The organism is Dyella sp. SG562 (genome assembly GCF_011759495.1).
Classification (GTDB): Bacteria; Pseudomonadota; Gammaproteobacteria; order Xanthomonadales; family Rhodanobacteraceae; genus Dyella_D; species Dyella_D marensis.
This window is the reverse complement of record NZ_JAAOYS010000008.1, coordinates 66971-88990: the sequence shown is the minus strand read 5'-3', so window position 1 is coordinate 88990 and position 22020 is coordinate 66971. Positions and strand designations below refer to the sequence as shown.

General features: G+C 66.9%; 22 protein-coding genes. 9 read left to right on the top strand and 13 right to left on the bottom strand.

What is annotated here, in order from left to right; translation table 11 throughout:
• Positions 1–10: 10 nt before the first annotated feature.
• Together FHW84_RS15360 and FHW84_RS15355 are read right to left on the bottom strand one after the other, a co-directional pair.
• Positions 11–490, bottom strand: a complete 480-nt coding sequence (locus FHW84_RS15360) for a carboxymuconolactone decarboxylase family protein (RefSeq protein ID WP_167256850.1) — start codon at positions 488–490, stop codon at positions 11–13.
• 123 nt (positions 491–613) lie between these two features.
• On the bottom strand, positions 614–1378 hold the full coding sequence (locus FHW84_RS15355) for an SDR family oxidoreductase (protein ID WP_167256849.1): 765 nt from the start codon (positions 1376–1378) through the stop codon (positions 614–616).
• Between the two features lie 205 nt (positions 1379–1583).
• Here FHW84_RS15355 and FHW84_RS15350 point away from each other — a divergent pair, with 205 nt between their 5' ends.
• From FHW84_RS15350 to FHW84_RS15335, 4 genes are all read left to right on the top strand, one after another.
• Entirely contained in the window at positions 1584–2156 is a 573-nt protein-coding gene (locus FHW84_RS15350) for a TMEM175 family protein (protein WP_243868136.1), read from the top strand.
• A 123-nt stretch (positions 2157–2279) separates the two neighbouring features.
• Complete coding sequence (locus FHW84_RS15345; protein ID WP_167256847.1) at positions 2280–3278, top strand: LysR family transcriptional regulator; 999 nt, start codon at positions 2280–2282, stop codon at positions 3276–3278.
• A 227-nt stretch (positions 3279–3505) separates the two neighbouring features.
• Positions 3506–4267 carry an SDR family oxidoreductase gene (locus tag FHW84_RS15340; RefSeq protein ID WP_167256846.1) on the top strand — a complete coding sequence of 254 codons (762 nt, stop codon included), beginning with the start codon at positions 3506–3508 and terminating at the stop codon, positions 4265–4267.
• Positions 4268–4290: 23 nt separating this feature from the next.
• Positions 4291–4782 carry an Ohr family peroxiredoxin gene (locus FHW84_RS15335; protein WP_167256845.1) on the top strand — a complete coding sequence of 164 codons (492 nt, stop codon included), beginning with the start codon at positions 4291–4293 and terminating at the stop codon, positions 4780–4782.
• A 9-nt stretch (positions 4783–4791) separates the two neighbouring features.
• Here FHW84_RS15335 and FHW84_RS15330 read toward each other — a convergent pair whose 3' ends face one another.
• The 4 genes from FHW84_RS15330 to FHW84_RS15315 all read right to left on the bottom strand — a co-directional run bounded on the left by FHW84_RS15330 (position 4792) and on the right by FHW84_RS15315 (position 6393).
• Positions 4792–5076, bottom strand: a complete 285-nt coding sequence (locus tag FHW84_RS15330; protein WP_167256844.1) for a hypothetical protein — start codon at positions 5074–5076, stop codon at positions 4792–4794.
• Positions 5077–5174: 98 nt separating this feature from the next.
• Positions 5175–5591 carry a hypothetical protein gene (locus tag FHW84_RS15325; RefSeq protein ID WP_167256843.1) on the bottom strand — a complete coding sequence of 139 codons (417 nt, stop codon included), beginning with the start codon at positions 5589–5591 and terminating at the stop codon, positions 5175–5177.
• Between the two features lie 116 nt (positions 5592–5707).
• Entirely contained in the window at positions 5708–6052 is a 345-nt protein-coding gene (locus FHW84_RS15320) for a GIY-YIG nuclease family protein (RefSeq protein ID WP_167256842.1), read from the bottom strand.
• The gene (locus FHW84_RS15315; protein WP_167256841.1) at positions 6052–6393 is read right to left on the bottom strand and encodes a DUF2239 family protein; all 342 of its coding nucleotides are present in this window, start codon (positions 6391–6393) and stop codon (positions 6052–6054) included. The genes FHW84_RS15320 and FHW84_RS15315 overlap by 1 nt, the downstream gene beginning before the upstream one ends.
• Positions 6394–6622: 229 nt before the next feature.
• Here FHW84_RS15315 and FHW84_RS15310 point away from each other — a divergent pair, with 229 nt between their 5' ends.
• A complete protein-coding gene (locus FHW84_RS15310) occupies positions 6623–7564 on the top strand; it encodes a bifunctional helix-turn-helix transcriptional regulator/GNAT family N-acetyltransferase (protein ID WP_167256840.1) in 942 nt (313 codons plus the stop codon).
• 38 nt (positions 7565–7602) lie between these two features.
• Entirely contained in the window at positions 7603–8208 is a 606-nt protein-coding gene (locus FHW84_RS15305) for a DNA-3-methyladenine glycosylase I (protein WP_167256839.1), read from the top strand.
• A 126-nt stretch (positions 8209–8334) separates the two neighbouring features.
• On the opposite strand, the gene FHW84_RS15300 is transcribed toward FHW84_RS15305, so the two are convergent.
• Together FHW84_RS15300 and FHW84_RS15295 are read right to left on the bottom strand one after the other, a co-directional pair.
• On the bottom strand, positions 8335–9096 hold the full coding sequence (locus FHW84_RS15300; RefSeq protein ID WP_167256838.1) for a MipA/OmpV family protein: 762 nt from the start codon (positions 9094–9096) through the stop codon (positions 8335–8337).
• A gap of 76 nt (positions 9097–9172) precedes the next feature.
• Positions 9173–9724 (bottom strand): (2Fe-2S)-binding protein, encoded by a 552-nt coding sequence (locus FHW84_RS15295; protein ID WP_208399814.1) that lies wholly within the window; start codon positions 9722–9724, stop codon positions 9173–9175.
• A gap of 150 nt (positions 9725–9874) precedes the next feature.
• Here FHW84_RS15295 and FHW84_RS15290 point away from each other — a divergent pair, with 150 nt between their 5' ends.
• Both FHW84_RS15290 and FHW84_RS15285 read left to right on the top strand, forming a co-directional pair.
• A complete protein-coding gene (locus FHW84_RS15290) occupies positions 9875–10570 on the top strand; it encodes a response regulator transcription factor (RefSeq protein ID WP_167256837.1) in 696 nt (231 codons plus the stop codon).
• Positions 10570–12030, top strand: coding sequence for an ATP-binding protein (locus FHW84_RS15285; RefSeq protein WP_167256836.1), 1461 nt, complete (start codon positions 10570–10572; stop codon positions 12028–12030). The genes FHW84_RS15290 and FHW84_RS15285 overlap by 1 nt, the downstream gene beginning before the upstream one ends.
• An 84-nt stretch (positions 12031–12114) precedes the next feature.
• Here the strand turns inward: FHW84_RS15285 and FHW84_RS15280 are convergent, their stop codons facing one another.
• Entirely contained in the window at positions 12115–13668 is a 1554-nt protein-coding gene (locus FHW84_RS15280; RefSeq protein ID WP_208399813.1) for an alpha-L-arabinofuranosidase C-terminal domain-containing protein, read from the bottom strand.
• A 711-nt stretch (positions 13669–14379) separates the two neighbouring features.
• Here FHW84_RS15280 and FHW84_RS15275 point away from each other — a divergent pair.
• On the top strand, positions 14380–15351 hold the full coding sequence (locus FHW84_RS15275) for a hypothetical protein (protein ID WP_208399812.1): 972 nt from the start codon (positions 14380–14382) through the stop codon (positions 15349–15351).
• Between the two features lie 129 nt (positions 15352–15480).
• On the opposite strand, the gene FHW84_RS15270 is transcribed toward FHW84_RS15275, so the two are convergent.
• The 4 genes from FHW84_RS15270 to FHW84_RS15255 all read right to left on the bottom strand — a co-directional run bounded on the left by FHW84_RS15270 (position 15481) and on the right by FHW84_RS15255 (position 21983).
• Positions 15481–16914, bottom strand: coding sequence for a PLP-dependent aminotransferase family protein (locus FHW84_RS15270; protein WP_167256835.1), 1434 nt, complete (start codon positions 16912–16914; stop codon positions 15481–15483).
• A 104-nt stretch (positions 16915–17018) separates the two neighbouring features.
• The gene (locus FHW84_RS15265; RefSeq protein WP_167256834.1) at positions 17019–17966 is read right to left on the bottom strand and encodes a thioredoxin family protein; all 948 of its coding nucleotides are present in this window, start codon (positions 17964–17966) and stop codon (positions 17019–17021) included.
• Positions 17967–18035: 69 nt separating this feature from the next.
• Complete coding sequence (locus FHW84_RS15260; protein WP_167256833.1) at positions 18036–21185, bottom strand: TonB-dependent receptor; 3150 nt, start codon at positions 21183–21185, stop codon at positions 18036–18038.
• Between the two features lie 189 nt (positions 21186–21374).
• Positions 21375–21983 (bottom strand): YdaS family helix-turn-helix protein, encoded by a 609-nt coding sequence (locus FHW84_RS15255; protein WP_167256832.1) that lies wholly within the window; start codon positions 21981–21983, stop codon positions 21375–21377.
• Between the last annotated feature and the right edge of the window lie 37 nt (positions 21984–22020).

Here is a 22020-nt window from a genome sequence, read left to right as displayed (position 1 = left end):
TCGTCAGTGATCAGGCCAGCCCGGCCTTGTCCAGGCCATAGGCCTTGTCGAACGCGCCCGGCTGCGGACGGAACGCCACGTTGATGCGGTTCCACGCATTGATCGCCATCACCAGGTAGGTCAGGTCGGTGATCTCTTTCTCCGAAAGCTGGGTGCGCACGCGCTCGTAGAGCTCGTCCGCCACACCCTCGCGCGGCAGCTCGGTCAGCGCCTCGGTCCAGGCCAGCGCGGCGCGCTCGCGCGGCGAGAACAGCGTGGATTCGCGCCAGGCCGTCACGTGATACAGGCGCAGCGCGCGCTCGCCGTGCAAGGTCGCCTCCTTCACGTGCATGTCCAGGCAGAAGGTGCAGCCGTTGAGCTGCGAGGCGCGGATATTGACCAGGTCGTGGATCGCCGCCTCGATCGAGGCATGATTCAGGGCAAGGCTGAAGTCGGCGAACTTCTTGAACAGCTCGGGCGACTGCTGCTGGTAGTTGAGGCGCTGGCTCATGGTCTTTCCTCGTGGGTGGTGGTGGAAGGCATTGCGTGGCCGGCGGAAGACTGGAACAGGCGATGGGCGGCCGGTAGGCGCGCGCGGCGGCTCACGCTGTTGCCTGCATGGCATCAATGCGCATCACCAGCTCGCGCCCCAGTATTCGGACTGCTCGATCCAGGCATCGAAGTCCATCGCGCACAGATGCGCATCGGTGCCGGGAAGCAGGGAATCGCTGGCCAGCCGCGCGCCGAAATAGGGCACCAGCGGGTCGGCGACCACGTCGTACGGTGCTTCGATCTGGGTGAGAAAGCGCTGGATGATCTCGGACATCCGCTCGCGCTCCGGCCCCGCCATCTCGATCACGCCGTTGCGCGGCGGACGCACCGCCAGTTCCGCCAGGCAGGCGGCGACGTCCGCCGACGCCACCGGCTGGATATACGCCGGCGCCAGGCGCAGCGCCTGGTCGTAGACGCTGACCTCGACGATATCCAGCAGGAATTCGAAGAACTGCGTGGCATGCAGCACGGTGAACGGCAGGCCGGACTCGCGGATGCGCTGCTCCTGGAAGGCCTTGCCGCGGAAGTAAGGACTGTCGCCGAGCCGCTCGGTGCCCACCACGGACAGCGAGACATGATGCTGCACGCCCGCCGCCGCTTCCGCCTCGAGCAGGTTGGCGATGGCGGCCTTGAAGAAATCGCACGGCGCCTCGCCGACCAGCACGGGCGAGTTGCTCACGTCGACCACGACTTCGGCGCCGTCCAGCGCCTGCACCAGGCCTTTCCCAGTAACGATGTCGACACCGGTGGCACGCGATGCCGCCGCCACCTCGTGCCCCTTGGCGCGCAGGCGGCGCACGACGTTGCGGCCGACCAGTCCGTTACCACCCACCACAACGATGTTCATGCGCTACCTCAACGGGCGATGGCCGATGTCCATGGGCGATCGAATGGCCGCAGCCAGGTTTTCGATGCTAGGCCCGCACCCGCAGCGCCAAAAGCCGCGGCGAGGGACATAGCGCGTTGCCGGAAGCGCACCAATGTGGCGCCGCGTTCCGGCCCACCATGCAGGCCTGGCGGAGCGGCGGAGCGGTGCGATGGAAAAGGGGCGATTGGAAGCATTCACCGATGGCGTGATCGCGGTGGTGATCACCGTGATGGTGCTGGAGCTGCACGTGCCTTCGGCCGCGACCTGGACGGCGCTGCTGGAGGACGGCACGGTCTTCCTCAGCTACATCCTCAGCTTCATCTACGTGGGCATCTACTGGACCAACCATCACCATCTGTTCCAGTTGGTCCGCCGTGTCGACGGCAGCGTGCTGTGGGCGAACCTGTTCTTCCTGTTCTGCCTGTCGCTGTTTCCGTTCTCCACCGCCTGGCTCAACAAGGCGCAGCCCGCGCCGGCCGCGGTGCCGACGGTGTGCTACGGCATCACCCTGCTGCTGACCGCGCTGTCGTGGGGCCTGCTGGAACGCAGGCTGATCGCGGCCAACGGCGGCGAGCAGTCGGAGTTGCGCAAGGCGCTGGGCGCGGACCGCAAGACGCGGCTCTCGATCGCGATCCATCTGGCGGCCACCTCGCTGGCCTTGCGCAGCCCGGTGGCTTCCTGCGTGCTGTACGCGGTGGTGGCGGCGATGTGGTTCATTCCGGACCGGCGGATCGAGCAGCGCCTGGGCGGGATTTAGCCGAGACGGATTTTTTTCGCCGCCCGCGTCACAAACGCCCGGGCTCATACGACTAGGGGGCATGGACCGGCCGGCGCCTGCGCCGGCATCCGTCCGGCTCCCTATCGACGAGGCTATCCGCGCATGAGCTTGAACCTCCCGGACAAACCGCAGCACGAGGCCGACGCCCTGGCCTCCAGCTTTACCGCCAGCTATGCCGGCGTGGTCGCCTTTATTGCCGTCGCCGCCGAGGGCAGCTTCGCCCGCGCCGCCGACCGCCTGGGCGTGGGCCGCTCCGCGGTCAGCCGCAGCGTGCAGAAACTGGAAGCGCAGCTCGATGCGCGGCTGTTCCAGCGCACCACCCGCAACACCTCGCTGACCCGCGAAGGCGAGCTGTTCTTCCGCAACTGCCACCCCGGCGTGCAGCGGATCGTGCAGGCGCTGGAGGAAATGCGCGAGCTGCGCGAAGGCCCGCCGAAGGGGCAGCTGCGCATCAGCGCCACGGTGGGCTTCGGCCGCCGCGTGATCGCGCCGCTGCTGGCGGATTTCCGCGCACGCTATCCGGAGATCGCCATCGACCTGGTGCTGGACGACCGCCTGGCCGACTTCACCTCCGACCGCGTCGACGTGGCCTTCCGCGACGGGCAACTGGAAGACAGCCAGGTAATCGCCAAGCGGCTGGTGCCGATGCAGCTGCTGGTGTGCGCGGCGCCGTCGTACGTACAGGCGCATGGCCTGCCGCAAAATGTGGGCGAGCTGGACGCGCATGCCTGCATCCACTACCGCACGGTGGCGGGGCGGATCGCGGAGTGGGAATTCAAGGTGGAAGGACAGAAGCGCAGGCTGGTGCCGCCGTCGCGCTCGTCCTTCAACGATCTGGACCTGGTGCTGGAAAGCGTGCTGCGCGGCGAAGGCCTGGCGCAGCTGCCGGGCTACATGGTGAGCGACTACCTGCGCGAGGGACGGCTGGTGGCCTGCCTTGCGCAGTACGCGCCGGACGACCGGGGGCATTACCTGTGCTATCTCAGCCGGCAGCAGCTGCCGACGCGGGTGCGGGTGTTTATCGACTACATGACGGAGGCGGTGCGGGGGTTGGAGTTGATGCATGTGCACGGATTGTCCGCTCCGCACCAGCCGGCGTAGGTTGGGGTGAGCCGCAGGCGAACCCCAACGTTTGCGCACCCCATACGCACCGCCCGTTGGGGTTCGCCTGCGGCTCACCCCAACCTACGCCGCGCTACGCCGCGCGCGGTGTTCGATTGATGCCCCCAACGCAACACCATGCGCCCATCCCCGCGCCTACCGCCTCCCTGCCCCGCTGCCTAGCATCACCACGACGCGCATCCAGCGCCCCCCAGCGGAGATTCCCCATGAAAGTCGTGGTCATCGGCGGTACCGGCCTGATCGGCAGCAAGGTCGTGGCGCGCCTGCGCCAGCGCGGGCATGAAGCCATTGCCGCCTCGCCGGCTTCGGGCATCAACACGCTGACCGGCGAAGGCCTCGACGCGGCGCTGGCCGGCGCCGATATCGTGATCGACCTGGCCAACTCACCCTCGTTCGAGGACCAGGCCGTGCTGGACTTCTTCCGCACCGCGGGCGGCAACCTTGCCGCCGCCGAGAAGAAGGCCGGCGTGCGGCACCACGTGGCGCTTTCGGTGGTCGGCACCGAGCGCCTCAAGGACAGCGGCTATATGCGCGCCAAGCTGGTGCAGGAGCAGATCATCCGCGACTGCGGCATCCCCTACACCATCGTCCACTCCACCCAGTTCTTCGAATTCCTCAGCGGCATCGTCAAAGCCGCGGCCAAGGGCAGGCAGGTGCATGTGTCGCCCGCGCTGATCCAGCCGATCGCCTCGGACGACGTGGCCGACGCCGTCACCGATTACGCGCTGGGCAAGCCGGTGAACGGCACGGTGGAAATCGCCGGCCCGGATGCGTTCGGCCTGTCGGCCCTGGTCGAGCGTTTTCTCACGCTCACCCACGATCCGCACGAAGTCCTGGCCGATGCCAGCGCGCCGTACTTCGGCGCCATCCTGCAGCGGGACTCGCTGCTGCCGGCTTCGGGCGCACGGATCGGCGCGGTAAATTTCCAGACCTGGTTCGACCGTTCCGAGTTCGCGCAGTCGGTATAAGCCCAGACGCCTGCGAGTTCCACGTGAGCCAGCCACAGCGCCCTTCCACTGCACTGCTCGACAAGTACCGCGGCGCGGATTTCCGCCCGCTCTACACCGGCACCGTGCGCGTCACCGGCGGCGAGGCCGCGCATGCGCGTGCATCCGGCGTGGCCTGTTCCGACGACGGCAAGCTGGATGTGCGCCTGCGCATGCCGGCGGAACTCGGCGGCCAGGGCGAAGGCACCAATCCCGAGCAGCTGTTCGCCGCGGGCTATGCCGCCTGCTTCCACGGCGCGCTGACCCTGCTGGCCGCGCGTGCGGGCGTGGCGATTCCGGATGCGGCGGTCACCGCCGCGGTCACCTTCGGCCGCGATCCGGTGGACGGCTTGTTCATGCTGATCGCGCGGGTGCGCATCGAGCTTCCCGGCGTGGCGCGCGCCACCGCCGAAGAACTGGTGCGCAACACCGAGCGCATCTGCCCCTACGCCAAGATGGCGCGCGAAGGCATCGACTGCGTGGTGTCGCTGGACTGAAGCCGCGGCTCAGCCCGCGGCGCGCACGGGGCGCGGCGCGGGACCGTCCTCGCCGCCGTCGTCGCAGCGATGCAGCGCCAGCAGGCGGCTGCCGCGGTAGGTGATGCGCAGCGGCACGGTCTTGCCGTTGCGCTCCATCTTCGCCGGCGCCAGCGCGGCACAGCCGGCTTCGAGCGGGGCGAGATAGCCCATCAGCATCAACCGCGCGGCGCGGCGCGTTTCCACCACTTTCAGACGGCCGGCATGGATCTGCAGCAGCGTGTCGATGTCGGCCTGGTCCAGTTCGATGGACATCGCCATCCTCTTCTTCTTATGTACTGGTGCTTGCGGGAGGCGCAGGCTCGCACACGGATATGACACAACCGCGACGCGCATCACACTCCACACCGCCTTCACGCCGCCAGCTGGCGCAGGGCGATGCCCATGGCGATGCGATAACTGGTCGGCAGATCGCCGTTGATCACGATGGTGGCCAGCGGCGCATGCCGCGCGGGGCCGGGCGGCGCCATGGCCGCGCCGCTGTCGTCGTGGATCTCGATATACGGCGAAGGCAAGGCATCCAGCGCTTCGCCCAGGCCGTCGGGCTGCGCGCGCACCTGTTCGGCCAGGTCGCCCGGATCGAGCACCACGAATTCGGTGTCGTCCGCGCGCAGCTCGCGGATGCGCCCGACCAGATCCTTCACGCCCCCGCACTGGCATACCGCCAGCGTATGTCCCGCCGCCTGCACCGCGCGCTGCAGCGCGGCCACGAAATCGCCGCCGACGGCGTGTCCTTCCGCATGCGGGCCTTGGACGATCAGGATGCTCATAAGCGATGGACCTCGTTGGGGGAACCAGGCCATCTTGGCGCCGGTGCGGATAAAGGCTCCACCAAGCGCGGGTGGCTGCGCATAAATTCCGCGCATATTTTTTTCGGCGCACCGCGCTAGAGATAGGCGTCCTCCGGCGGCATGCGCTCGCGCCATGCGTCGAGCCATGCTTCGCGCTCCGCTGCGTAATCGAAGGTGGCTTCGGCGCGCTCTTCCTGCAGTTGCAATACCTCGAACGCAAACGCCTCCTCGCCCAGCTCGCGCCAATCGTTCTGCAGCTGCGCGATACGGTGCATGCCCAGGCGCAGCTGGGTGCGGTGGCGGTTGAGCGCGCCGGTGGTGTTGGCGCTCTGCCCGATCAGCATGCGGCCGCTGCGCAGGTTGCGGACGGCGTAGATGCCCATCGGCGGGAAAGCCAGCTTGTAGGCCTGCAGCAGGGCTTTGCGCCTGGCGCGGTCCATCACGCTGCTCCGAGCATGGCTTCGATGCGTGCGCGCACGTCGTCCGGCCAGGAAGCGATGCACAGGCGCAGGCGCGGGCGGTCGTCGGCGAACAGGGCGCGCGCGGCTTCTTCGAACTGCGGGCGGTCGCCGCCGGCGTCGCGCATGTAGAAGTAGCAGTCCTCCTTGGCCGCGGCCTTGCGGTAGTGGCCGTCGGCGTCGCGGCTGGCGCGCTCCACCAAGCGGCGCAGGGTGGCCTGGGCGCTGATCGGCTGCGCGTCGAGCCAGGCCCAGTGGCGGTCGAACAATTGGATGTTGCGGCCACGCGCAGAGGGGGGCGGCTGGTGAGTCGGGGATGGCATAGGGGGTTGATCCTTGGAGGGCGGGGCCGACATATATACCCGGGCTAATTGGCTCGGTCAATATATACTGGGCAAAATATCCGAGAGCCCCGGACGGTGGTGCTTCCCAGCCAAATTCCCCTGGATAGAAACAGCTTTATCAATGACTTGGAAAGATTTCCTTCCATCCCTGGCAACTCCCCCATAAAGTTGTATATTGCAACCAATAGCCGCCAAGGGGGCCGCCACCATGAACGACCTGATCGACGACATCCGCGCCGCCTCCCGCCAGATGGCGCGCGAATGGGGCTTCCTGCGCCCCACCCTGGCCGGCACCACCTACTCGCCTTCCGCCGTGCACGCCATCGTCGAACTCGGCCGGCGCGGCACGCTGACCGCGGCCGACCTGGTCGAACTGCTGGGCCTGGACAAGTCCAGCATCAGCCGCCTGCTGACCAAGCTGACCGAGGCCGGCGAGATCACCGTGCTCGACAGCGCCGGCGACGCGCGCATCAAGCCGCTGGTACTCACCGAGAAGGGCCGCCGCACGCTGGCCGCCGTCGACGCCTTCGCGCGCAAGCAGGTGACCGCCGCCGCCTCGCACTTCGCGCCGGCCCGGTTGGAAACGGTATGCGGCAGCCTCGTCGCGTATGCGCAAGCGCTGCGCGCGAATCGCCTCGGGGTGGCGCCGGTACCGGAAGAGATCCGCATCGAGACCGGCTACGCGCCCGGCGTGATCGGCGGCGTGGCCGCGCTGCATATGGCGTATTACGCACCGGCGGTCGGCTTCGGCCAGGTGTTCGAAAGCCGCGTGGCGGCGGCGGTGGCCGACCTCACCTCGCGCCTGGACCGCCCCGGCAACCAGATCTGGCGCGCCATGCTCGGCGACACCCTGGTCGGTTCGGTCGCCATCGACGGCGAAAGCATGGGCCCGGGCATCGCCCATCTGCGCACCTTTATCGTCGACGGCCGCATGCAGGGCCGCGGCGTGGGCCGGCGCATGCTGGACGACGTGCTGCGCTATTGCGACGAGCAAGGCTTCCGCGAAATCCACCTGTGGACGGTGAAGGGCCTCGATGCCGCGCGCCACCTGTACGAGCGCGCCGGGTTCCATCTCGTCTCGGAAGCGCCCGGCGAGCAATGGGGCAAGCCGATGGTCGAGCAATATCTGGTCCGGCAACGGCCGCAGTGACATGATCGCCGGCAGCCTTCCCCAGGAAACCGCTGCCCATGAGCGACACCATCGCCGGCCCCGACGGCAAGCCGCGCTGCCGCTGGAGCGCGTCCGCGCCGGACTTCATGCATTACCACGACACCGAATGGGGTTTCCCTGTCGCGGACGATTTCCGCCTGTTCGAGAAGCTCAGCCTCGAAGGTTTCCAGTCCGGGTTGAGCTGGCGCACCATCCTGGCCAAGCGCGAGAATTTCCGCGCGGTATTCCACGGTTTCGATTACCACCGCGTGGCGCGCTTCACCGAGCGCGACGTGCAGCGGCTCTTGAAGAACGAAGGCATCATCCGCCACCGCGGCAAGATCGAGGCGGTGATCAACAACGCCCGCCATGCGGTGGAACTGGCGGAGCGCGAAGGCTCGCTGGCCGCCTACCTGTGGCGCTACGAGGCCGACCGCAAGCGCCCGGCGCCGACCCAGGCCATTGCCACTTCCGATGAGTCGGTGGCGCTGTCGAAAGCGCTGAAGAAGCAGGGTTGGAAGTTCGTCGGACCCACCACGATGTACGCCTTCATGCAGGCGATGGGGCTGGTGGACGACCACGTGGAGACGTGCGCGATCCGGGCGAAGGTGGAGAAGGCGCGGAAGGCGTTCAAGCAACCCTGATCCCGACAGCGCCCGGCGTAGGTTGGGGTGAGCCGCAGGCGAACCCCAACATCGGCACGTTGATGCGCATCGCGTTGTTGGGGTTCGCCTGCGGCTCACCCAACCTACGCCCGGCGGGGCGTGGCTTTAGAACCGGTAGAACGCATACGCCACATATGTGTTCTGCATCCGCTTCGCCACGATCGGACTATCCGACGCATCGCCCTGCAAACGCGCCGCGATCGCTCGCGCACCCAGGGTCCAGCGCTCGCCGATCCGGTAATCCGCGCCCAGCGAAAACCGCACCGTTTCCAATCCCGACCCCGGCCGATACGCCGCATACCCCGAACGCAGGCTCTGCACATCGTCCACGCCATAGAACGTGCGATTGTGCTTGCCGTCGGCCCAGGTCACACCCGGCCCCGCCACGAAACTGAGCTTGTCGTTCCAGCGGTACTTGCCTTCCAGGTCGAGCGACGCCGTCGTGCCCTGGTCCTTGCCGGCGACGTCGCTGGACACATTGCCGCGCACCGTCAGCCAATCGTGCGTATAGCTGCCGAACAAAGTGACCCGCGCCGTGCGGTCGATATCGCCCATGCCATGCAGGCGCTTGCGGTCGTCGGATTCCTTGCGCGGCTGCACGAAGTCGTACGACAGCGACACGCCGGCGCGCCACTGCTCGTCCTGATGGAAATACATGCCCAGCCCCGCCGGCGAGCCGGAGCCCGGCGCACCGCCTAGAAAGAAACGGCCGTAGCTGGCGCTCACCATCGGCAGCAGCTGGCTGCGCCGCTCGGAACTGCCGGGATAGCGCGGCATGTCCAGCCCGCCGGCGCCGACCACCACATGCCAGCCATCATCCGCCGCGAACGCGGCGCCGCTGCCGGACAGGAAGAAAACCAGGGACAAGGCACGGGCACGACCACGCGCACGGTGATGCATGGGGAACTCCAGTCGGGGGAAGTGAGGGATGGCTTGCGTGCGCTCACCAGGAGCGCAGGCGCTCCGCCAGCGAACGCACCGCACGCAGCACGTGCGGCCGCGCACCGCAGCCGCAGTCGAGGAACAGCGCGGCCTCGATCTCGGCGGTGCCCGGATCGGGGTTGTCCATCAGCAAGGCGGTGGCGGCCATGATCATGCCGGCCTGGCACGGGCACGGCGGCACGCCGCATTCGGCCCAGGCGCGCTGCACCGCATGCAGCTGGCCCGGCGGCAGGCCTTCGCGCGCGGCCAGGCCTTCGATGGTGACAATCTGCGCGCCCTGCACCACGTGCACCGGCACGCGGCAGGCGCGGGTCGGCCGGTCGTCGACGTGCACCGTGCAGGCGCTGCAGCGTCCGTTGGTGCAGGCGAAGCAGGCGCCGGTCAGGCCCAGGTCCTGGCGCAGCACGCGCAGCAAGGGAGTGTCCGGGTCCGCATTGATCGTGCGGGCCTGGCCGTTCACACTCAGGCGCATCGTGCAGCGTTCCGGCGCGGTTTCATCCGGAACGGCGGCGGGCGGCGCATCGATGGGCAGGCGGCTGGGTTGGGCGCTCATGGCATCGTCTCAGGCATCGTCTCTTGGACGGAGGGAGCCGGCCCCTTCCCTGTCCGCGTGCGGGGTGGAGCGGACCGTGCCGGATGTCTGGCAGTCTGGCCGTCCGGATTTAAGAATTCTTTAAAGCCGCGCGCCTAGGCTGCATGACTCATGACACGGCTGCAGCGCCACGAGGGGACCTTGCCGAACATCCTGCTAGTCGAAGACGACCGCATGCTGGCCGACGCCATCGCCGCGGCCCTGCGCCAGGACGGCTGGCACGTGGACTGCGCGCACGACGCCGCGGCCGCGCGCATCGCGCTTACCGACCATGCCTATACCGCCGCCCTGCTCGACCTGGGCCTGCCGCGCGGCTCGGGCCTGGACGTGCTGCGCGCCATGCGCGAGCGCTACGACACCACGCCGGCACTGATCATCACCGCGCGCGACCAGCTCGGCGACCGCATCCGCGGCCTCGACGCCGGCGCCGACGACTACCTGGTGAAACCCTTCCAGATCGACGAACTGCTGGCGCGCCTGCGCGCGGTGATCCGGCGCAGCGAAGGCCGCGTGGCGCCGGTGCTGAGCTGGAAAGGCATCGTGCTGGATCCGGCCCGGCGCACCGTCACCCGCCATGGCGAATCCGTGCGGCTGGCCGCGCACGAATACCGCACCCTGCTCGCGCTGATGGAACGCCAGGGCCGCGCGGTGGCGCGCGATCTGCTGGAAGACCTGGTCTACGGCGGCCAGGGCGCGATCGAGAGCAACACCATCGCGGTATACGTGCACCAGCTGCGGCGCAAACTGGGCGAGGACGTGATCGCCACCGTGCACGGCTATGGCTACCGCCTGGGCGAGGAACGCTGATGGCCCTGCGCATGCGCTCGCTGCGGCGGCGGCTGTTCGTGGTGATGCTGGCGATCTTCGTGGTGGCCTGGGGCGTCACTCTCACCGTGCTGGGCGTGCGCTATTCGAAGGACCGCACCGGCCTGTGGGACAGCAGCCTGAGCGAGATCGCGCGCGAGATCCTGGTCTCGATGCCGGCCGACGTCAGCCGCCTCGACGGCAATGCCAACCTGCGCCTGCCCGAGCACAGCGCGCCGCCGCCGGAACGGCACGGCAAGCTCGGGCGCCTGATCTTCCAGGTCTGGATCAAGGACCGCCAGCATCTGGTGGTGCACTCGCTGGAACCGTTCCGCAAACCGCTGCAGCCGGATTTCGCCGACGGCTTCGCCACGCGCAGCATCGACGGCGAGGAATGGCGCATCTATGCCATCACCGATTCGCATGGCGAAGTGCAGGTGCAGGTCGGCAAGCCCACCGCGGACCTGGCCAACGACCTGCGCAAAGGGGTGCGCATCGGCCTGATCACCACTGCCCTGCTGGTGCTGGTGCTGGCGGTGGCGATCCAGCGCGTGCTGTTCTGGTCGCTGCGGCCGATCACGCGCATCCGCCAGGCCATCACCGCGCGCGACACGCTGGACCTTGCCCCGCTGCCCGACCACAACCTGCCCGACGAAGTGCAGCCGCTGGTCGAATCCTTCAACCGCATGCTGGCCCGGCTGGACCGCGCGATGCACAACGAGCGCCAGTTCCTGGCCGAAGCCGCGCACGAACTGCGCACGCCGCTGGCCGCCCTGCTCACCCACGCGCAGGTGGCGTTGCGTTCGCACAGCCTGGAAGAAGCGCAGGCGCCGCTGCGGCAGCTGGTCAAAGGGGTGGAGCGCAGCGCGCGCCTCTCGCAGCAGCTGCTGGATTCCGCACGGCTGGATGCCGACCGCCCGAACAGCGAACGCGTGCCGGTGGAACTGGCCGACCTGGTGGCCATGCTGACGCGCGAGTTCGAGACCATCGCCGCGGCCAAGCAGCAGTCCATCGTGCTCGACACCTGCCCCAGCCCGATCGAGGGCGACGTCGACGAGCTGGGCATCCTGATCGGCAACCTGATCGACAATGCCTTGCGCTATACGCCGGCGGGCGGGCGGGTGGCGGTGAGTTGCCTGCGCGATGGCAACCGGGTGCGGTTGCAGGTGCAGGACAACGGGCCTGGCGTGGCGGAGGAAGACCGGCCGCGGATTTTCGACCGGTTTTATCGGGTGGCGGGGAGCAATGAGCGCGGCAGCGGGATCGGCTTGTCGCTGGTGGCGCGGATTGCGCAGTCGCATGGGGCGAGGATTGAGATTGGAGATGGCCTGGATGGCGTTGGCTTCGGCATCAGCGTGACATTCCCCGCCTGCGATCAAGGCAAGCCGAACCTCACACCCCCGTCATTCCGGCGCAGGCCGGAATCCAGTAGCGACGCGTTTGATGGAGGCGATGGCGCTTAAGGGCTTGCTCTTTAGTGCTTTCGCGAAAGCCGGACAGCGACGCTACTGGATCCCGGCCTGCGCCGGGATGACGAGCAAAGGGCGTTACCGCAACTCCAAAGTCACGATGGCCTTCGCCGGCAGCGATACCGCAAGAACACCATCGCCACCGATCTTCGCCCCATCGAACCCCACCGGCTTCACCGCATCCGGCTTCTCGAAGCTGTTGATGGTGTTAATCGCCGGCGCCGTCAATACACGCCCGCTCACCTTCCCGACCTTCATCCCAGGCAAAGCCACCGCCACCCGCAACGCATGTTCCGGATCGGGATTGACCAGCGCCACGTGCACCGCTCCATCCGTCCCCCGCGCCGCGGTGACGAACAAGCCCGGCACCCGTGCGCCGCCATGCGCGTACTCACCCGCGCGCACCTCCACCGGCAACGACGTCGCCCCCTGGAACACCTGGTACAGGTCGAACACGTGATAGGTCGGGGTCAGCACCATGCGCCCCTTGCTGGTGAGGATCATCGCCTGCAGCACGTTCACCATCTGCGCGATATTGGCCATGCGCACGCGCTCGGCATGCGCGTGGAAGATGTCCAGCGTGATCGCCGCCACCATCGCGTCGCGCAGGCTGTTCTGCTGGTACAGCGCGGAGTCGCCGGGCTCGGTGTCGTACCAGGTCCCCCATTCGTCCACCGCCAGGGCGATGCGCTTCGCCGGGTCGTACTTGTCCATGATGGCGCTATGGCGGGAGACCAGTTCGTCCATGCGCAGCGCGGCTTTCAAGGTGGCGATCCAGGCGTTCTCGTCGAACGCCACCGCCGAGCCTTTGTGCTTCCAGTCGCCGGTGGGCAGCGTGTAGTAGTGCACACCGTAGGCGTCGATCTGCGAGGCCGCGCCGGCCATCACGGCTTCGGTCCAGGCGTAGTCGTCGGCGTTGGCGCCGCTGGCGACCTTCATCAACGCTGGGCCACTCATGGTGCGCGCAAACGTGGCGTACTGGCGGTACTGGTCGGCGTAGTACGCGCCGCGCATGTTGCCGCCGCAGCCCCAGCTCTCGTTGCCGATGCCCAGGTAGGCGATCTGCCACGGCTTGTCGCGGCCGTTCGCGCGGCGCTCGCGGGCGAGATCGGTCTGCCCGTTGCCGGTCACGTATTCCAGCCAGTCGCTCATCTCGCGCGGCGAACCGGTGCCCATATTGGCGGCCAGATAGGTCTGCGCGCCCACCAGCTCGGCGAAATCCATGAACTCGTGCGTGCCGACGGCATTGTGCTCTTCGCCGCCCCACGAGTGATTGGGCCGCACGGCGCGCTTGTCGCGCGGGCCGATGCCGTCGCGCCAGTGGTATTCGTCGGCGAAGCAGCCGCCGGGCCAGCGGATCACCGGTACGTGGATGGCTTTCAATGCATCGACCACGTCCTTGCGGAAGCCGTGCACATTCGGAATCGACGAGTTCTCGCCTACCCACAATCCTTCATCGATACCGCGCCCGAGCTGCTCGGCGAACTGGCCGTAGATTTCGCGATGGATCACCGCGCCCGGTCGATCCACATGCACCGTCACCTGCGCACTTGGCGCATCGGCAAATGCAACGCCAACCGCGCCGGACGACACGCAACACCCCAATACCACCACCCACGTGCGCAACCCCATCGCCTGCTCTCCCTCGTACCGGCGCGAATGCCAGCGCGCATCTTGGGCAAGAGCGGCTTGTGATTTCCGGGAATGGCGCTTGTGTTTTTTCCCAACGTGATATGGCGCACAAGCGCGTTCCGCAGCCTGTGGCTACGGGTGTCACGGAGTGACGTAACATGAACGGATCGCGTGTCACATGAGCGATACAGTGGCTTCACGCACGCTCACGCAAGTGACTGAAAGATCGTGCACTGGCTGCGTCAATGTAAGGCCGGCGACAGTCCTGCGCATGGATTGAATGCTTTGACTCGATCCATGTGATTCATGCTAACTAAAATTTCATCACTTGTAACGATGAGCAACTAGACTGCTCCCCGTCAGCGAAGCCCGGTGCGTTGTCTCCCGGGTGATACGGTCCGGCCCGCTCCAGGACGGGCGGAGCCACGCGGAAGGGCACACCGGAAGGGTGTCGTTCCGCGATGAGCTCCTGGTGGTTCCTGCCGTTTCGCCGGCACTCCCAGCGTCGATATCCGTCGCATCCCCTCGGTCTCCACGGCCCAGGGGCCGGGGGTTGCGTTGTACGGACGACCTTCACCAGTGCGCGGAACGCACGACTTAAGCCCGGCCGCCCGACTTTCGGGGGCGACCGACGTATCGCTGCGGCCTTTTTTTCGCCGCAGCCCACCGGGGGAACGGATCGCCCACGCAAGCGAACTCAAATCAAATCTGATGAACAAGACCACCGCAAAAACCCTTCTTGCTTCCCTGCTCGCCTCGGCCGCGCTCTACGCCGGCTCGGCTCCGCTGTCCCCCGACGTGCACGCCCAGGCCGCCACCACCATCAAGGCGCCGATCTACGGCGTGACGGTGGATGACATTTCCAACATCAACGCCATCGTTACTTCGCTCAGCAAGCTGCCGTACCGCCCGACGGTGCGCGTGGTGTTCGATCCGGACACCAGCACCGCCGACTACTACGCCGCCCTCGTCAAGCTGCACACCGTGGCTTACACCATGGGCGAGATCATGGACTCGTACTACTTCCCGACCGACATCAACACCTACACCGCGCGCACCAAGGAGCTGGTGGGCAAGCTCAACGGCCTGGTCGACGTGTGGGAGATCGCCAACGAGATCAACGGCGAGTGGCTGCGCCCGAACCCGAACGGCAGCAACTCGGTAGTCAATGCGCAGGAAACGCAGATCGGCCAGATGGTCGCCGCCGCGCACCAGATCGTGAAGGCCGCCGGCGGCAAGACCGCCATCACGCTGTACTACAACGACGACAGCAAGGGCACCAACTGCTGGGAAAAGCCGGTCGACAACTGGAAGACCTGGCCGACCACCTTCCTGCCGCTGACCGTGCGCCAGCAGACCGACTACGCCCTGTTCAGCTACTACCCCTACCAGGACTGCCCGGGGCTGTCGCCGTCGTGGCAGGCTGACTTCACCGCGCTGGAAGGCATCTTCCCGAACGCCAAGGTCGGCTTCGGCGAAATCGGCACCTCGAGCCTGAGCGCGCCGGCTTCCGTGCAGACCAACCTGATCAAGACCTACTACCCGATGGTCAATACGATGAAGGACTCGCGCTACATCGGCGGCGTGTTCTGGTGGAACTACGCCGAGCAGATGGTGCCGTACACCAAGACCTACTGGGGCACGCTGAACCAGACGATCTCGACGCTGAAGGTTCCGCAATAAGACCGCACCGCAGCTCTATCGTAGGTTGGGGTGAGCGCAGCGAACCCCAACATGCGCCGGAACAGAAAACGCCTCCTTGCGGAGGCGTTTTCTTTTTCCGACAACGTATGAATCAAGCACCGCCGCAACTCACGCCGGCACCGCATCCAGGCACTCCCCCAGCAACTGCATCGCATCGCGCAGCTCCGCCACCGACAGGCTGCAATAGCCCAGCAGCAGACCCGGCCGCTTCGGCGGCGCGAAATAATGCGGCGCCATCGAATACAGCCCCAGCCCGCGCTCGTGCGCATACCACATCAAGGCCTCGGCCCGCTCGTGGTCGTAGCCGTTCAACCACGCCACCACATGCATGCCCGCCGGCGAATGCACGATCTCCACGCGGTCGCCGGCATGGCGGCGCAGGCCGGCGATCAAGGCCTCGCGCCGGCACTGCAGCTCCTTCCGCGCATGGCGCAGATGCCGCTCGAAACCGCCGCTCTCCATGAAATGCGCCAGCGCGGCCTGCTCGATGCCGGGCGACGACACGTCGCTGAGGTACTTGGCGGTGGTGAGGTCTTCGCGCAGCGCCTCCGGCATCACCAGGTAGCCCATGCGCAACGTGCCGAACAAGGTCTTGGAAAAAGTGCCCGCATAGATCACGCGGTCGCCTTCGTCGAGCGAGCGCAGCGCGGCCAGCGGGTGGGCGTCGTAGCGGAACTCGCCGTCGTAGTCGTCCTCGATGATCCAGCACTGCTTGCGCGCCGCGTAGCGCAGCAGCTCCAGCCGGCGCGGCAGCGACAGCACGGCGCCGGTGGGAAACTGATGCGAAGGGGTGACGCAGATCAGCTTGGGCGCCTGCTCCGGCAACTCCTCGCAGACCAGCCCGTCGTCATCGCAGCGCACCGGATGCAGCTTCGCCCCATGCGCGTGCAGCACGTGATACGCGCCGAAATAATGCGGCTCCTCCAGCACGGCTGTGTCGCCCTCGTCGAGCAGCACGCGCGCGCACAGCGAGTACGCCTGCTGGGTGCCGGTGACGATCAGGATCTTGTCCGGCTCGGTCAGCAGGCCGCGCCGGCGCGCCAGGTAGGCGCAGATCTGCTGGCGCAGCGCAGGCAGGCCCCACGAACCGGTGATGCCCAGCGTCGAATAGGCGGCGGCGCGCGCCAGCTCGCGTCCCCAGGCGGCATTCAAGGCCGGATTGGTCAGCGGGTCGCCGTAGCGCATTTCGTAGCGCAGGCCGTAATGCAAGCGTGCGATCTTGCGCTCGCGGAACAGCCGGGCGCGCTCGGCATAGCGCGACTGGGCCGTATCGGCCGCATTCGCCGGCCGCGGCAGCGACGGCGTCAGCTGCAGGCCGCTGACGTAGCTGCCCGACCCCACCCGGCCATTGATAAAGCCCTCGGCGCGCAGCTGCTCGTACGCCGCCAGCACCGTGGTGCGCGACAGGCCGAGGTTGAGCGCGAACTCGCGCGTCGGCGGCAGGCGCGAGCCGGCAAGCATGCGCCCGTCGAGAATGGACGATTTCAGCGCGCGGACCAGCTGCGCGTATTGCGGACCTTGACCGTCGAGTTCGAGAAACATGCCGGCGCACACTCCATGGCGTCGGCCATAAGGGTTGCGCACAACCCGGGTGCGCAGCAATCCCGGGGCATGCTGCGGCGCGGCTGCACGAAGCGTGCCCACGCTCAGCCGAACGTGAAGGAGTACACCCGCAGCCCCGCCCGCGGGATGCGCAGGTGCAGCACGTGCTCGCGGTCGTCATGGCTGTCGAACAGCGTGTAAAGGCGGCTGCCCTGCACTTCCACCGCCGGTTGCGGGTTGCCGTCGACGGTCACCTCCAGCGCAGTGGTGCTGTCCGCGCTGGCCACCATGTACAGCCTGGCTGCCTTGAAGCGCAGCTGCAGTTCCACCTCCATGCCCACCGTGCGGGCGTACTGGCGGGTGATCTCCCAGCTGCCTCCGAGCGCGAACTTGTGCATCGCCAATGCCGCGGGAACGCTGAAGCGCCGCGTCCCTTCGCCGCCGCTTTCCGCATTGCCGAAGCCTTGCTGTCCCGCGCTGCCCAGATGCAGTTCCGGCGTGTCGCCCGGCCCCGGCTTGAACTGGTTCGCCGTGTTCTCCGGCGCCTGCATGTCCAGGCCCAGCAGCAGCCGGATCGCGTTCTCCATCTTGTCGTAGCCGCCTTCGCCATAGTGATGGCCGATCAGCTTGCCGTCGCGGTCGATCAGGTACTCCGCCGGCCAGAACTGGTTGTGCCATGCGTTCCAGGTGGACAAGCCGCTGTCCATCGCCACCGGATAGGTGACGCCGGCCCGCGCGATCGCCGCCTGCACATTAGCCGGGTCGCGCTCGAAATCGAACTCCGGCGCATGCACGCCGACCACCACCAGGCCCTGGTCCTTGTAGGTCTCGTACAGGTGCTCGACGTGCGGCATGGCGCGGATGCAGTTGATGCAGGAGTACGCCCAGAAATCGATCAGCACGACCTTGCCGCGCAGGGCGGACATGCGCAGCGGCGGTGAGTTGAACCAGTGGTCGATGCCGGCGAATTCGGGGGCTTGCGTGGGCGTGGACGCCACTGCTTCGCCGCAAGCGAAGGAGAGTAGCGCCGCCAACAGCATCGACTTGTTCATCGCCATAGCTCCCATAGGCAATCGCTGCAAAGGTGCCCGGCGCATGTGCCGGGCACCTGCCGCGCGGACTCAGTAGTCGTAGGTCACGCCGAACTGCACGTAGCGCGGCGCCTGCGTGGACAACGGCAGGTTGTAGTTCGGCAATACGTTGGCCGAGCTGCCGTAGTTGGCATTGGTCTGCAGGATCTGCTGCTTGTTGAGCACGTTGTAGATCTGCACGCTGAAACCCAGCCGCTGGCGTCCCCACTCTGGCCGGTACTGCGCCCCCAGGCTGAGCAGGTAGGTCCATGGCTGGCGCTTGGAGCCCGGCGTGAACGGCACGCCGCCGCAGAAATGGTAGAAGGGTCCGTAGGCCAGGCCGGGGTTGGTCTGGTCCGCACCGTAATAGCCGAGGCAGCTCTTGGGCGAGCCGGACAGGATCGCCAGGTTGCCCGACAGCATCCACTCCGGCGTGAGCTGGTAGTAGCCGTAGGCCTTGATCTGGTGCTTGCGGTCGTTGGACAGATAGCCGTTGGCGTAATCCATCACCTGCGTGTAATCCCAGTCCACCGTCGCCGACACGTCGACCTGGCCGATATCCGAACGCACCTGGCCCTCGGTATTGCCGTAGTTGCGCGAGAACAGGTAATCGAGCTTGCCGTACCACTTGCCGTCGAACGGATGCTCCAGGTACATCTCCAGCGCGTAGTACTTGCGCTTGAGCGTGGTGTTGAAGCCCATGTCCTTCTTCCAGTCCAGCGGCACGTCGTAATAGCCGCCGGAAAGTTTCGCCACCTGGATGATGGGGTTCACGCCGGGATTGATCAGATAGCTGCCCTTGATGCCGTTGACCTTGTCGTAGTCGTCCATGCCCAGCTGGGCCATCTTGGCGGCGATGCGGCCGGTGTCGCCCCAGTCGTCGATGGCGCGCCCGAGCTTGCGGTACGTGGCCTTGGCGCCGTACACCCAGGCATCGCCGAGCTTCTTGTCGAAGCCGAGGATGAACTCGTCCTGGTATTCGGACTTGATATTGGTCGCCGCGGCCGTCTTCGGATCGCGCGGCTGGCCGTATTCGAGATTGGCCGAGATCGGCTGCTCCAGGCCGCGGTAGGTGTCGATGGGCGTCAGGCCGGTGGGATAACCCGTCTTCGGATCGATGCCCGTGTAGGTGTAATACACATTGGTAAACAGCGAGGAGCCGGCCGAGCGCAGCGCCACCGAGGCGGGGATGGCCAGGTAATAGCGGCCGGCGTTGCCATACACCTTCAGGCTGGAATCGCCGTTGACGTCCCAGGTAAAGCCGAGCCGCGGCGCCAGCTGCGAATGGGTCAGGCGCAGATAAGGCGTGCCGGCGCCGTTGTAGTTGGTGAACTCGTCATTGCGCAGGCCGATCTTGACCAGCCAGCGGTCGTTGATCTGCCAGGCGTCCTCGATGTACTGCGCCTGCTGCTTCACGCGCACCGACGCACTGTTGACGATGACCCGCTTGGAAACGTAATAGCCGGTCGAACCTCCCGTATAGCCGCCGGGCGGGCGCACCCAGGGATACATCTGCCAATCGGGGCCATTGGCGTCGGGGCCGCCGGATATCCAGCCGTTCGGATCGCCCAATAGGTATTGCCATGCGTAGCCGGGGCCGGAGGTGAACTGGCCGTCGTGGATGTCGCGCACGTCCTGGTTGTCGAGGCCGGCGGTCAGCGTGTGGTCGCCCAGCTTGTAGCTCAGGTCCAGGCGCAGGTTGGTGTTCTTGGTGATGTGCTGCGGATCGAACAGCTGCGACAGGCTTTGCGAGTTGCCGAACGATTGGCCGCCGGTCACCGCCGGGTTCTGCGAGGTCTGGCGCAGGATCGGCGCCAGCGTCGGGTCGTAGCCCGGCAGCTCGTTGAAATGCGTGCCCTTCATCTTGCCGTAGAGCACGGAGAGCGTGAGCGAGTCGGTGATGTAGCTGGTGAACTTGCCCAGATACAGATCCGAGCCGTCCTTGATGCTCAGGTCGGGATGGTCGAAGCGGCCTTGCTTGCCGGTGGCGTAGTCGTATTGGTACAGGTTGCCGCGGTAGGACGATTTATTCGACGCGCCGGTCAGCTCGAGCAAGTTGCTGTCGGTGATGTTCCAGTCCAGCTTGGTGTACCACTTCGGATCGCTCAGCCGGCTGTGGTTGTTGTAGCTGGGCTTCTGGTTGAAGCCCACGCCCGCCACGGAACCGACCGCACCCGAGGGCGTGCCGCCGGAGGCGCCGGTGCCTTCGATGCGTTCGCCCTCGACCGAAGCGAATACGTACAGCTTGTCCTTGATCAGCGGGCCGCCGACATAGGCATCGGCCGTGGTGGTGGTGGACTTGTTGTCGCGCCGGCGCCAATACAGCTGCCCCGCCTTGGGGCTGCCCTCGCCGTAATAGATATCGCGCGGATCGCCCAGCAGGGCCTTCGGTTTCCACAGAAACTGCCCGCCGAAATGCCATTCGTTGGTACCGCGCTTGCCCACCTGGCTGATCACGCCGCCGTCGGAGCGACCGTACGCCGCGCCATAGCCGCCGCTGAGAATTTCTTCCTGGTCGATCGAACCGTAAGGCAAGGTCAGGCCGCCGAAACCGCTGATCGGATCGGTGGTGTTGAATCCGTTGATGTAATACGCGTTCTCGGTCACCGACGAACCGCCGAACGAAACGAACTTGCGCGGCGACGATGCGCCCATGCCCATGCCCATGAACAGGTCGCTGCCCTCCACCGCTCCCGGCGCGAGCAAGGCGATCGCCTCGGCGCTGCGCGCCAATGGCAGCCTGGCCAGCTGCTGCGAGGTGATCACCGTGCGCGAATCCACCTGGGTCACGTCGATCGCCGGCAGGCTGTTCGCCGTCACCGTCACCGAGGCCAGGTTCTGCGCGTTCTGCGCCACGAAGGAAACCTCGGTGCCCGAGCCGACGTGCAGTTCGACGTCGGTACGCGTGTCGACCGTCTGCCCATCGCGCTGCAAGGTGACGGTGTAGGTGCCCAGCGGCAGCGCGCCGATCGCATAGCGGCCCGATGCATCCACTGCCACCTGCCGCGTCACGCCCGATGCGTTCTGCACTTTCACCGTGCCGCCCGCGGCGGCCGGCGCCTGGCCGAAGATGCTGCCGGTGGTGGCCTGCGCATGCACGGGCGGCGCCATGGCGCCGTACAGCGCGAGCGCCAGGGCCATGCCGAGGGCGGACGGACAGACCCTGGATCGGGCCGAGCGAATCCGATGCTGGTAGTTCATGCGACTCCCCTTGAATAGCTTGATGGATATCCGCGGCCCGGATGCCGCGAAGACACTGCGGTGGTGCCATCGGCACCGGCGAGGACCACGCCGCGGCCGCAACTGCCTGGCGTGGCGGTTTTGGCGCACAGGCCTCCACGACCTCCCGTGCGGAGGCCTGTGCACGAACATGAGGTCGATCCCCTGCGCTCAGGCGGGCGGCGCTTGACCGTTGCCGCGCAGACAGCCGGCAAGCTTCTTGTGGAAAGCGATGACGCGCGTGGCGTCGGGTGGCTCGGCGAGCATGGTGTAGAGCTCGACGATGGCTTCGGCACGCTGCGCAACGCTCAGCGCGCCGCCGGCCAGCACGATGTAGGACTGCAGCATCTGCAAGGCGGCGGCGAGCCGTTCGGCATCGACGCCGGTCTTGTGCGCCGGCGCGTTCGCCGCCGGCACGTCGTCGGCGGTCATGCCGCCCTCGCCGCTGACCAGCCACAGCGCCGAGATGCCCATGGCACGCGCCAGCACCACGCAGCGGTGACGCGAGATATCGCCGCGGCCGCGGCTCCAGTTGTTCACCGTGCGCGCGGTGACGCCGCAGCAGCGCGCCAGCGCGCCGACGCCGCCGGCACGTCCGATCAGCAGCCGGATGCGCTCGGGGAAATCCTGTTCGGCGGTTCGGGCCGATGCTGCAAGCCTGGTGTAAGCTCGGGCATGCGCCTTGCCTCGGCGGTCGGCTACGTCCAGTGCAAAAGGAACGCCGGATACGGCGGCGCCGGTCGAGATCGTTCTCGCCGCCGCCAGCAAATCATCGGACACGGATACCAAAGCGGACACAGGGTTCACTCCGGATCGA